Here is a 13,109-nt window from a genome sequence, read left to right as displayed (position 1 = left end):
GCTTAATCTAAAATGTAGATTTTCTTTTTCTTCAAGCTGATACCAATTTTATTTCCTAGCCAATTGATGCTGGTTTTTCCTTCGTAAATTAATCCTTCGATAAAATGTACTTTAGGATTGTTTAACGTGGCATAGTCATTGGAGATGGAAGTAACCGTGCCCTTGTATATTTTTGTAATTTGATTGGCGTTAAACTCGCTTTTCTTCTCGATGGTTTCAAGCGTTTCCTGGTTTAAATTCAGTGTTGCTATTAATTTATCGCTCAACCAAAAAGAGTTACTGCCCGCACCAGAATCCAGCAATACTTTGATTTTGTATTTGCCATTTAACATGACATAAGTAAAAATATCGGTTGCATTATCTGCCTGAGTAGCTAATTGAATATCAAAAGATTTAGCGTTTTTAGTAGAATTGATTTCTCCCAAAACAATTTGTTTTTGTTTGTAGTCGATAATGAAGTCAGTGTCTTGTAGCATTGGTAGAGAGATCAAGCCATCAATGCCATTAATTTTCATGTCGAAAGTGGTATAAACCGTATTTTTAAAACTTTTTCCTCCAAAGGAGACTTCTTTGCTATAGAAAATAGGGCAATCAATACGTTCGCCAGTTGCTCTAAAAGCAGTGAAAAAGTTATAGGTTTGTTGCTGAGAAAGGCCTTTGGCAAAGTCATTAAAAAATAAGTTAATTCCACCTCCTGTATCAAAAATAAAGTTACCTTCTTTGCCCTCTATTTTGGCTTTTACTATGATATGACCAGCAGGGGTTTCCTGAAAAGGAATGTTTTGTGCAAAGATATTTAACGGAATAAGGAATAATGCTAAGAATAACTTTTTCATTTGAATATGAGGCTTATTAAAACATCCAAAATTAGTGTTTTGAGAGGGTTTTTAATATTTTTTTGTGATTTGGGGACTTACGAAGTTTCCAAAACTTCGTAAGTCTTAAGGGGCTACATAAAATCTCGTCGGTTTTCGAAACCTAAAAGGTTTAAATTATAGCATGGCAATTGCCCTTTAAACCCGATTGCAGTGGAAATACTTTTTGGATTTGCGGTCTTTGGTTTATGGTCACGCTGAGTTTATCGAAGCGTTTGCGACCGATGAAACAGATCCTTTGACAAGCTCAGGATGACAGAAGTTGGAACAAAAAGATTGCAACGGAAAGCGGGACAGTGGCAACCTAAGAACGAATGAACCTGCTTTTCAGGACATAAATAGCCCTTAACTTTAGGTCAGACGGTTCGGCAATTGGTGATGATTTGTGATTTGCAGGCTTGCAACAGGGTTTTTTACGCAGTTGTTTAAAACTTATGTCTTTTAAATGGGCATCAAATCTTATATTTACGCATCCCAAAAACTTTTTTAGCACATGAGTGAAGAACTGGACGACCTAAACGAGACCAATTTACCTGAAGAGCAGGAGCACAAGCACACGGTGATCCCTATCAATGGTTTATACGAAAATTGGTTCCTGGACTATGCTTCGTACGTAATTTTGGATAGAGCGGTGCCGCACATTAACGATGGCTTTAAGCCGGTGCAGCGCCGTATCATGCACTCGCTGAAGGAGATGGACGATGGACGTTTTAACAAAGCGGCCAACGTGATTGGCAATACCATGAAATACCATCCGCATGGGGATGCCTCTATTGGGGATGCGATGGTACAAATTGGCCAAAAGGATTTACTGATTGACTGCCAGGGAAACTGGGGCGACCCGATTACCGGCGATAGTGCGGCGGCACCTCGTTATATTGAGGCTCGATTATCGAAATTTGCCAACGACGTGGTTTTTAATCCGGATACCACCGTTTGGCAGCTCAGTTATGACGGCCGTAACAACGAGCCCCTAACCTTGCCCGTAAAATTTCCGCTGTTGCTGGCCCAAGGTGCCGAGGGTATTGCCGTAGGCCTGGCCACCAAAATTATGCCGCACAACTTTAACGAGTTGCTGGACGCATCCATAGAGATTTTAAGGGGAAATAGAAGCAATATTCTTCCCGATTTCTTTACGGGCGGTATGGCCGATTTTTCGAACTACAACGAAGGGCAGCGTGGGGGTAAAATTAGGGTGCGTGCCAAAATTACCGAACGTGATAAAAAAACCTTGGTGATTACCGAAATTCCGTACAGCACCACTACCGGTTCTTTAATTGATAGCGTGCTGGCCGCTAATGATAAGGGGAAGATCAAGATCAAGAAAATTGAGGATAACACCGCTGCCAATGTGGAAATTGTAGTGCATTTGGCGCCCGGTATTTCGCCAGATGTGACCATTGACGCACTTTATGCCTTCACCAATTGCGAGGTGTCGATTTCGCCAAATACCTGCGTAATTAAGGATGATAAGCCTCATTTTTTAAGTGTTAACGATATTTTAGAGCAAAATACGAAGTTTACCAAAGCCTTACTTAAACAGGAATTGGAGATTCGTTTGCATGAGCTACAGGAACGTGTATTTTTCAGCTCTCTATTGAAAATCTTTATCCAAGAGGGGATGTACAAACATCCAGATTACGAAAACTCTGGAGATTTTGATACCGTAGTAGAGGTTTTGCACCGTTTGTTTGAGCCATTTAAGGCTTCTTTATACCGCGAAATCCAACCTGAAGATTTCAAAAAGCTGATTGATAAGCCGATGAGCAGCATTACCCGCTTTGATGTGAAAAAAGCGGATGAGATGATGAAGGCCTTGGAAGATGAAATGAAGGTAGTGCGTGGTCATTTACGTCATTTAACCGATTATACCATTGCCTGGTTTGAGAAAATCAAAGCCAAATATGGTAAAGGCCGTGAGCGTAAAACCGAAATCAGGTTGTTCGACAGGGTAGAAGCTGCGAAGGTAGCCTTAGCCAATGTGAAGTTGTACATGAACCGTGAAGATGGTTTTATTGGTACAGGTTTGAAAAAGGACGAATATATTGGCGATTGCTCGGACATCGACGAAATCATTGTGTTCCGCGAAGATGGACGTTTTATTGTGACCAAAGTGGCCGATAAAACGTTTGTAGGTAAACACATTATCCACGCCCAGGTTTTTAAAAAAGGCGATGAACGTACCGTTTACAACATGATTTATAAAGATGGCGGAAGCGGCATCAGCTATATCAAACGTTTTGCCGTAGTTGGGGTAACCCGCGATAAGGAATACGATCTTACCAAGGGAACCAAAGGCTCAAAAGTGCTTTATTTTACGGCTAATCCTAACGGGGAGGCTGAAGTGGTGAGCGTACAGCTAAAGCCCCATTCCAAGTTAAAGAAACTGGCTATCGATATTGATTTCGCCAACATTGCCATTAAAGGCCGTGGATCTATGGGGAACATTGTAGTGAAGTTCCCTATCAAAAAGGTATTGTTGAAATCAAAAGGGGTCTCTACGCTAGCGGGTATTAAGATCTGGTATGACGATATCCTGAAACGTTTGAATGTTGATGGAAGGGGTAAATACCTCGGTGAATTTGATGGCGATGACAAAATCCTACAAGTGTACGGTAATGGAACTTACGAACTGAGTACTTTTGAACTGAACAACCACTTTGACGAGGGCATTGTACTGATGCAAAAATTCAATGCAGAGCAGGTATATGGCGTGGTGCATTACGATGGAAAAGCCAAAAACTACTTTGTAAAACGGTTTGTGTTTGATGTACAGCCAATAGGTAAAGTGGTAAGCTTCATTAGCGAAGAAAACGGGTCGAAAATGGTGTTTATTACCGGCAAGGCCGATGCCAAGCTTACCGTAGATGTAGAGAAAGGAAAAACCAAAATACCAGAAACATTGGAGTTGGAACTGGCCAGCTTAATTGATGTGAAAGGCTGGAAAGCTAACGGAAATAGGTTAACACCGCATACCGTTAAAAAGGTAGCGCTGGTAGATGCTGAATTAGAAATAGGAATTGATCATTTAGAAGATTCGCATTTTGAAGTAGTAGAAGTACATACTGATCCTAGTCGAGACAGCGAAGAAGCAGCGGAAAGTACAGCGGAAACTGTGAATGAAATCCGGGTGGGGGAAGTAAATCCTGAACCTAACGAAGATAGTCCAACTTTCGAAAGCGACGAGCAGAAAGTCCCTAAAAAAGCAAAACCAGCATTTAAATCGGCGGCTAAACCTTTAGTAGAGGAAGAACCTGTGAAAGAAACGCCTAAACCAGAACCGCCAAGCCTTGAAGAAACAGAGCCTCCTGTACAGAAAAAGAAAATCTCATTTGAGATTACCAATCCAGGTGATATTAAAATAGATGACAAAGGACAGGGTTCTTTGTTTTAGATTACTTGTTGGACAGACTTACGAAGTTTTTAAAACTTCGTAAGTCTATTTGTTTTCATTTAAGAACTACAGGTGGTTAGAGCTTTATTTCTAGATAGACTTACGAAGTTTCTAAAACTTCGTAAGTCTCCTGACCAAATTCCGGTTCAATTTTGGCTAATCAGCCTGATTCAGTCGAATACATTTAAGTGCATTTAATAAGTTTAGCGAATATCTTTCGAAACTTCATAAGTCTCCAATAGCATATTTTTATATCTTTGCCTTACTCAAAGGGGTGCTTGCTACTTAACCCAATAATAGCAGGCTGAGATTATACCCAGTTTTGAGGTTTAAGCTTAAAGGCTTAAGGTGTAAGATTTTCCTTATACCTTTTTCTCGCCCTACCCCTTACACCTCCAAACGCACCTGATGCGGATAATACCGACGTAGGGATAAATAAAAGAGGTTTAAGCCGTTTACTGTTTCGCCCTGAAAGCAGTTTTCAATGTTTTTTAATTGCCCTTTGGCAAAATGTATTGAGAATGGAAATTCAGGAAATGCTCCGTTTGTTTGTGGAGCAAGTAAAGGCAACTTCATATCTGGAGTGGTTTGCCGTAGGTTTTGGGGTTACAGAAGTGCTATTGGCCAAGCGGAACAACATTTGGTTGTACCCCGCTGGCATCATCGGTATTTTGTTATCGCTTTATTTGAAGCTCAATGCGAGGTTGTACGCCGAAAGTTTATTGAGCATGTACTATTTGGTCATGAGCGTTTATGGTTGGATCATTTGGTCAAAGCGCATCGCCAAAAAGGAAGCGATGAAAGTAAGCTGGACCACAAGAAAAGAACTACAGATCGCTTTTGCGATTGCCATTGGCGGTTATTTTGTGTTGTATTTTGCCTTGGTGAATTTTACCAATTCCGATGTGCCTATTTTAGATGCTTTTGTTTCTTCTACGGCTTGGGCAGGCATGTGGCTGTTGGCCCGCCGCAAAATTGAAAACTGGATTTTCCTCAATGTTTCCAACATTGTTGCTATCCCACTGATGTGGCACAAAAATTTTGTGATGTTTGCACTGCTCACCTTATTCCTGTTCATTGTGGCCGTATTTGGCTATTTCGATTGGAAGAAAATATACAAAAGGCAGTTATTGAGTAAAAAGTAAAGGTCGTAGATGGCCACATTCACCACGAAACAACTAAAAACAAACTAACAAACACCGAAACATGGAACAATTCACAGCAACCTGGCAGGAAACCATTTTGGCATTGGCGGCCCAATCAGAAGCAATGGGCGAACTGCATCCCGACATTTTGGAAATTGCTTATGAACAAGAATGGTTTAAAATGTATGTTCCCCAAGCTTATGGCGGCCCAGGGAAAAAGCTTCCCGAGATTTTAAGGATAGAAGAAGATTTGGCTTATGTGGATGGAAGCACGGCCTGGACGGTAACCTTGTGTAGCGGAGCCGCTTGGTTTGCGGGTTTCTTGGATCCAGCACTGGCTGCAGAGATTTTTGCAGATCGGAAAGTTTGTTTTGCCGGCAGCGGAGCAATTGGGGGCACAGCGCAAAAAACGACAAGTGGTTATCGTATTAGCGGCCATTGGAAATATGCTAGCGGAGCATTGCATGCTACTATTTTCACCGCTAACTGCTTATTGCAAGATGAACAAGGGAACGATTTGTTTGACGAGGAAGGAAGCCCGATCATCAAGTCATTTATTTTAAAAAGGGATGAAGTGGAGATTTTGTCGGGCTGGTCGTACTTTGGTTTGGTGGCCACGGGAAGTCACGCCTTTGAAGTGCACAACGTTGAAGTGCCAGCTAACCGCTCATTTAAAATCAATGCCGAGATCAAAGTGGCCGATGAAGGTTTCCATTATCCTTTTCTGCAATTGGCCGAAACTACTTTGGCGGTAAATAGTTTGGGTATGGCCCGAAAGTTTGTAGATCTGGTGGGCGATAGTTTCTTCAATCGTTCAGGCTTTAAACGATACACTCCCGAGCAGGTGACCTATTTTGAGCAGGAGCTTGCCAAGGGGGAGCATACTTTAACTACCATTCGAGATCATTTTTATGAAGCCTTTGATCTTTCGTGGCACCAATTAATTACCAATGGAAAGATAGCAGAAGATTTGCTAAAAGAAGTGAGCCGATTGAGCAGGGCCGTGGCACACCAATCTAGGATCGTGGTAGACACGCTTTATCCTTATGCTGGTTTAGAAGCTGCTAAAAGAGAAACAGCGTTAAACAGGGTTTGGAGAGATCTGCATACCGCAAGCCAACATGCTTTATTAACTTTTTAGTTTTGGTGAAAACACCCCCATGTGTCTATATGGTTCGGTTAAATTAAAATATAACCAGATAGACACATAGAATGGCATTCACAAAATGTTGTGGTATATCCTTTTAACAGAACAGGGCACCGCAAATTTTATGCAAAAGAAAAGGGTGTCCAAAAAGGAGTTTCATTACACCATTCAACCAAATGGCGACAAACTTCTTTTCGACACCCTGATCCAACAAGCCATCCGACTTATTGATATTGTATGTAGATTGGTCGCGGTTTTAATTTAACAAGTTCTTCTGGAGTCATTAACCTGTTAGGAGCTTTTTTCAAATCGTTTTTATAGAATAATTTGAAACCGGTAAACTGTACGGGTTCGCTGTAAATAAAGTGACGGTAAGTGCCTAATTTTAAATCAGGTTCACCCCATCCGTCCATGTGCATCACCACCTGAACTTCAGGACGTAATTTGATGTTCTGAGAATTGGTTACCATCTTTTTAGTAAAACGGTGCACCACAAAAACCTTAGGAGGTAAGTTGTGTTTCTTTACCAAATCAGCTAAGTAACCTGAAACATAATTGATCTCGCTAGCGTCATAAGTGCCGATTTTTCTGCCTGGTAAAACACCACCTTTCATGGAAAATTCCGGATCAATTCCCAAGTGCACGTTAGGCATCAATAAATATTTTTCTAACAATGGTAACTCAGTTTGGATGGTGCTCAGCGCTACCTGGATATCCAAAAATACAATCATGTTTTTGCGCATCTTAGCGATGGCCAATACCGAATCAATGTGTTTAAATGGCATACGGTTTCTGTATTTCCCGTCCTTACCCGGATCGCCGGCGGCAACCACGGCAATGTAGTGTAATGCGGGCTGTACAGGTGTGCTAGGATCGGCCTTTTGCCATTTAGCCACCTCTTTATCCAGCATGCTTAGCATGGTTTTAGGTTCGTACTCGCCCAAAGCGCCCATTTTTTTAGAGTAAAGGTTGCCATAATAAGCTACAATGCGTTTAAAAGGCAAAATAGCACCATCTAAAGGTATAGGCTGATTTTTTACAGGCCATTTACCCGTGGTATCACCATTGGCATTGGCTTTTACCAATTCGTTATATTTAGCAGTATCTACCGGAGTACGTAGGTTTACTTCCTCTTCCGCCGAGGCTACACCGGTTGAGTCGGTTTTTTTAGCCGTTTGTTTCCCGTTTTTATCCTTCGCGTCAGAAGTACAGTAGGCAAATGTACAAATGGTAGCTCCAGCTACCAAGATCATGCTTGCGATCTTTGTGATTCTCATCCTTAATAATTTTTTCAATTTGATAAAGCTGTTATGTTTCTCATTGCGCTTGGAAAACTGGGCTCTTACTTCACAATAATAGCAAACATAACGGTTTCATACAATTCTGTTAGATTTTTTCCAATATGCCAAAAGTACATCATTTACGCCAAGTAGTCGGTCAAAATTATCAACATCAGTACTTAGCATATCATCTTTCTAAAATAGATGTTTTTCAGCGAATTAAAATAGTCTCTTCAAAAACTTTAAGATTTATTTGTAATTAGTCTAAATAAATAATTAATATTGCGCAGTTATTTATAATTAGTCTAAATAAAATAGTGAAAAATACCCTACTCTTAGCCCTTACTTTTGTTTTGAGTTTAAACTTTGCTTTTGCGCAGGAGCAAACAGTAAAATTGCGTGGCAAAATATTAACAGCTGACGGGCAACCTGCTTGGGGGTTGTCCTTGTCGATCAAAAACACAAAAAATGTAGCTTATACTGATAGAGAAGGTACTTTTAACATTTCGGCTCCTGCGGGTAATTCGGTACTTGTAATCAAATCTGGTGTTTCTAGTCAGGAACAAGAGGTGGCTGTTGAAGCGACTTCTGATAAAGTTTTAGCGACCATCAGCATCAAAGAAAAATCGTACGAGCTTAATGAAGTGGTAGTGACAGGACAGTATGAACCACAGTCTATGAAAAATGCGGTTTATAAAGTGCGGACGATCAATGCAGAGAAAATCAAACTACGTGCGGCGACTAATGTGCAACAACTTTTAAATACAGAATTTGGTTTTCGTTTCAGCAATGATCTCACTTTAGGTGTTTCTAATGTGGAAATGATGGGAATGTCGGGCCGAAATGTGAAAATATTATTGGATGGTGTGCCTTTGGTGGATCGCATAGAATTAAAAGAGGCGCTGGGTCAGGTAGATATCAATAGTGTTGAGCGAATTGAATTGGTTGAGGGGCCAATGTCTGTAGTGTATGGTACTGATGCACTTGCTGGTGTAATCAATATCATTACTAAAGGGAAAAGTAGTGCGAAATTGGGGGTTTCTGCTCGTGTGCAGGAAGAAACCGTTGGCGATGAATATGAAGCCCTAAATGGAAAAGGTAATCATAACAAGAACATCAGTGTTAATTGGCAAGATAATGGTTGGAATGCTATGGCAGGTTTTTCCAATAACACCTTTGGTGGGTGGAATGTGCCCGATAAAACCGCAACCCGAGATGAGGTGAATGACATTCAGTTTTGGAAACCTAAAGATCAATATTTGGCAAATGCACGAGTAGGCTACGCCAATGCTAAATTCAATATTTGGTACCGAGGCGATTTTGTAAATGAAGAAATTACTTCCCGAGGTGGGATCAATCCAAATTATACGGTGGTTACCCAGGCTTATAAAACTGATAGATTTAATAATCAGTTACACGCCAACTGGAATATTAATAAGAAGTTGAGTTTAGTCATGATGGGAGGTTATACCAACCTGAAACGTAAAACCAAAACCACTCAATATGATTTTGCTACGGGTAAGGAATCATTGACTTTAGGTGCAGGAGAGCAAGATTTGGCCAAATTTAACTCTACTTTGGTAAGGACTACCTTACAATATAGAATTTCAGATTTTATTGCGCTGCAACCCGGAGTCGAAATCAATAGAGAGGGTTCTTCCGGTCAAAGGATTAAGGGATCTCCAGTAATTAACGATTACGCTTTTTTTGTATCTGCTGAGATAAAACCTTATAGTGCATTAAAAGTTCGTCCTGGCGTGAGGTTTATTAATAACTCGGTATACGATGCTCCGTTGGCCGTTCCATCACTCAATGCCATGTGGAATTTAACCAACGATTTGGATTTAAGACTAGGTTATGGTAGGGGCTTCAGAGCGCCATCATTAAGAGAACTTTATTTTGATTTTTTTGATGCCAGTCATTCTATTAAGGGGAATGAAAATCTGAAGGCCGAAAAATCTAACAGTTTTGACGCTTCAGTATCTTGGATAGCTATTCAAAAAGATAGGGTAAGGTTAACAAGCACTTTGGCGGGATTTTATAATGATTTTTTTGATAGGATAGAGTACGGTCAGGATGAAGCGGATAATACGATTACTACGTTGATCAATATCAGTAGATATAAGACGACTGGCTTTTCTTTAGACAATACGTTTAATTACAAGGATTTGCAAGTGAATTTTGGTCTTTCGTATATCGGTAGGTATAATGACCTGAAAGAAAGAGGTTTTCAAGGCGAAGCGCCCAAGTTTTCGTGGACGCCTGAGCTATTCAGTAATGTAATTTATAATCTTACTAAAATTAAAGGTTCTGTTAGCTTGGCCTTTAAGCATACTGGTAGTCGCCCAAGCTATCAGATTTCTACCGGTGATCCTAACACTGCCAGTTTGGTTAAAATTGGAGGTTTCACCTGGGCAGATTTGATGGTCAATAAAACCATTAATAAATATTTGACATTGAATGCAGGCGTTAAAAACCTGTTTGATATTACCCAATTAACCAATACAGCTACAGCAAGTGGTGGTGCACATAGCACAGGCGGTGGGGTAGTGCCTTATAGCTATGGCCGTTCTTATGTGCTGGGTTTGGCTTTTAACTGGAACAAGTATTAAAAAGAATAAATAACTAATAACTAAATAAATTATCACAGTAATGAATAAGATTAATTCAATGATGGCCGTTGCTCTTTTAGCATTCACTTTTACGGCTTGTAAAAAAGATGACAAAGAACCGGAAATTGTTGTTCCAGTTTCTGATGGAAGTACGATGACTTTAAATGGTTTAATTGCGAGTGAAACTGGAAGTGCGGCTGGAAACAGTGTCTACGTAGATTTTAGTGCAGATAAACAAACCTCTGTTGCGAGAGCTTCTTGGGATTTAGCATTCTATTCTGGCTCAGATTTTAGAGTGGCTTTAAATAATACTTCTAGTGCTGGTGCAAAAGTTTTATCTGCAACTAGTTTGACTGCAGTTGGTGAAACAGATACAGTAGGCTTGACATTGGCATTTAATCAAATGGCACCTTTAGCTACAGATTTTGCTTTCTATGATAATATCAATGGTAATATAGCTTCAACGGTAATCCCTGCAGTTTCTGCAACTGCTACTGAAAATAAAGTTGTGATTTTAAATCGTGGTACTGGAGGTGGTATTGGATCGAGATCTTGGATCAAATTGTTGGTTTCTAGAAATACTTCTGGTGGCTATACTGTACAATACGGTACAATTAAACAAACAACAGGATTCAAAAGTGTTGATGTGTCAAAGGATGCAGGATTTAACTTCAAATTCCTTTCTTTAACATCGGGCGCAACCGTAAACGTAGAACCTGCTAAATCTAGCTGGGATATCGTTTGGGGGTATTCTGTTTATCAAACATCGTTTGGAGGAGTAACAGTTCCTTATAACTTTTCTGATCTTGTTTTCTTGAATACTTTGGGAGGAGTAACCGCTGCTCAAATTTCAACTACAACTAAAACTTACGCTGCTTATGCAGAGGCTGATGTAGCTAACACCACTTTCTCTTCAGCTAGAGATGTGATCGGCTCTAATTGGAGAGTAACCTCTGTTACTGCTACTAGTGGACCTATTGGTGTAAATGCAAATGTCTTTTATGTTGTTAAAGATGGTAGCGGTAATGTATATAAATTAAAATTCAACAGTTTTATCTCTAATGATGGCGGCACACGTGGTAAGCCAGTTATCGAGTACAAGCTAGTTAAAAAAGCATAATAACAATTAAAAATATATTTATCATGAAAAACAAATTACTGTGCTGCGCATTGTTTGCAGTAGGCTTGCCGATATTATCGGCCTGTGAAAAAGGAGAACAATTAAAAGAGGAACCCGTAAAACAGGAAGTCGTTAGTAATGCCAATGAAGTGAGTATAGATACTTTAAAAGCATTTATCTACGAGATTGGCAATGTGCCTATTGATCAGATTGTGTATGATTCAAAAACAGAAAAGTTTTTCTTTTTAGGGGTTGAACAATACACAAGAGAACAGTTAACTAAAGATTATTTTAACTATCAAAAAGTAAAACAAAAATGAAAATTTTTAGGATAGTCTTTCTGTTTTTTGCAATGCTTTTGGCATTGCCTAAGGCCAATGCGCAGTATCAAGGTTTTATAGTCGGTTTCGAAGTGGTAGGCAGCTCACATTTGATGGTCAACCAGCAAGCAAGTTCAACCACGTTTAAAGTCAGTATAAGTGTTAATAGGACGCTTAACGGATCAACCTTTTATCCCTTTAGAATGAATTTTAAATTGGGTATTGAAAATGGTGAGCTTTTTCCTACGGTTTATACCATTACTGATGCAGATTTTACAGCTGGTCAAATTCGCACCAGTAAAGAGTTTTCAGCAACAATAGCGAATACTAAATTGCCAGATGGACGTAAGCTACAAGCATACTACAATAACCCATCAAATAATAATCCTAATTATAGTAATTCAAATTTGTTGGTTACCATTTTTAACCCGCCGCCAGTAGTAGAAGTGCCTCAAATTAGCAATAATACAATTGCGCTACAATATAATCCAGTTGTAGGAAGTGAAGTGAATATTACCGGATCAAGTCCTTCAGGAGGAAACGGAAGTTATACTTACGAATGGCAAATAGATTATTCTTCTAGTGGTAACTATTTTGCAATAGGAAGCGAGGCTATTAAAACTTTAGCCATGTTGAAATTTCAATACGGTGTTGGAAATGGAAGTACGATTAGGCGAAAAATTATGTCTGGAGGTAAAACAAGTTATAGCAGTGGAATTTTGTTATCTAGGGATTACAGTACTCCATCATTTTCAGTATCGAAGACACCTGTTTTAGATGTTAATGGAAATATAGTAGGGAATAAGTTTAAAGTGATCAATAATTCAAACAATCCAAATGTAGTCTTCTCTGCCTTAATGATGGGACCAGATGGAGCAGATCCATGGATGCAAGAATTGGATGCAAATAATGAAGTATTTCTTCCTTTGAATTACTTTGACATTAATTATCCTGATCCTAGAAATATAGGTGTGGTTTTCAATGGTACATTAGGAAGTTATACGGCTTACGCTACTTGGTGGAATACTGTTCATTCAGACACTCGCACCTATAAATATTAAAAAGATCTTAGGTTAGTATCAATTATTAATAGTTTGTTTTGTTTAGGGAAGGCCTCCATGGATGTGGAGGCTTCTCTTGTTTTAAGCTTTTTATCAAGTGCACTAAATTCTCGATTCAATAGAATGAAGGGCCACTATTCATATCCCCCTTTGGA

Annotated in this window: 9 protein-coding genes; 7 read left to right on the top strand and 2 right to left on the bottom strand. The window is 39.6% G+C overall.

What is annotated here, in order from left to right; translation table 11 throughout:
- Nucleotides 1-2: 2 nt before the first annotated feature.
- A complete protein-coding gene (locus DUT71_RS06965; RefSeq protein ID WP_113661819.1) occupies nt 3-836 on the bottom strand; it encodes an aspartyl protease family protein in 834 nt (277 codons plus the stop codon).
- Between the two features lie 532 nt (nt 837-1,368).
- Here DUT71_RS06965 and DUT71_RS06960 point away from each other — a divergent pair.
- The 3 genes from DUT71_RS06960 (at nt 1,369) to DUT71_RS06950 (ending at nt 6,555) form a co-directional block, all read left to right on the top strand.
- Nucleotides 1,369-4,269: a DNA gyrase/topoisomerase IV subunit A gene (locus tag DUT71_RS06960; protein ID WP_113661818.1), complete on the top strand. Its 2,901-nt coding sequence runs from the start codon at nt 1,369-1,371 to the stop codon at nt 4,267-4,269.
- Between the two features lie 521 nt (nt 4,270-4,790).
- Entirely contained in the window at nt 4,791-5,414 is a 624-nt protein-coding gene (pnuC, locus tag DUT71_RS06955) for a nicotinamide riboside transporter PnuC (RefSeq protein WP_113661817.1), read from the top strand.
- A gap of 61 nt (nt 5,415-5,475) precedes the next feature.
- Nucleotides 5,476-6,555, top strand: coding sequence for an acyl-CoA dehydrogenase family protein (locus DUT71_RS06950; RefSeq protein ID WP_113661816.1), 1,080 nt, complete (start codon nt 5,476-5,478; stop codon nt 6,553-6,555).
- A gap of 230 nt (nt 6,556-6,785) precedes the next feature.
- On the opposite strand, the gene DUT71_RS06945 is transcribed toward DUT71_RS06950, so the two are convergent.
- The gene (locus DUT71_RS06945) at nt 6,786-7,838 is read right to left on the bottom strand and encodes a hypothetical protein (protein ID WP_113661815.1); all 1,053 of its coding nucleotides are present in this window, start codon (nt 7,836-7,838) and stop codon (nt 6,786-6,788) included.
- A gap of 320 nt (nt 7,839-8,158) precedes the next feature.
- Here DUT71_RS06945 and DUT71_RS06940 point away from each other — a divergent pair, with 320 nt between their 5' ends.
- From DUT71_RS06940 to DUT71_RS06925, 4 genes are read left to right on the top strand one after another with little or no spacing between them, the layout of a single operon-like run.
- Nucleotides 8,159-10,453 (top strand): TonB-dependent receptor, encoded by a 2,295-nt coding sequence (locus DUT71_RS06940; protein ID WP_162795962.1) that lies wholly within the window; start codon nt 8,159-8,161, stop codon nt 10,451-10,453.
- Nucleotides 10,454-10,493: 40 nt separating this feature from the next.
- Complete coding sequence (locus DUT71_RS06935) at nt 10,494-11,573, top strand: HmuY family protein (protein WP_113661813.1); 1,080 nt, start codon at nt 10,494-10,496, stop codon at nt 11,571-11,573.
- 23 nt (nt 11,574-11,596) lie between these two features.
- Nucleotides 11,597-11,893 (top strand): hypothetical protein, encoded by a 297-nt coding sequence (locus DUT71_RS06930; protein ID WP_113661812.1) that lies wholly within the window; start codon nt 11,597-11,599, stop codon nt 11,891-11,893.
- Entirely contained in the window at nt 11,890-12,954 is a 1,065-nt protein-coding gene (locus DUT71_RS06925; RefSeq protein ID WP_162795961.1) for a hypothetical protein, read from the top strand. Before DUT71_RS06930 ends, DUT71_RS06925 begins: the two co-directional genes overlap by 4 nt.
- Nucleotides 12,955-13,109 lie beyond the last annotated feature (155 nt).

Source organism: Pedobacter nanyangensis, from assembly GCF_003313505.1.
GTDB classification, from domain to species: domain Bacteria; phylum Bacteroidota; class Bacteroidia; order Sphingobacteriales; family Sphingobacteriaceae; genus Pedobacter; species Pedobacter nanyangensis.
This window is presented reverse-complemented; position numbering and strand designations above follow the sequence as displayed.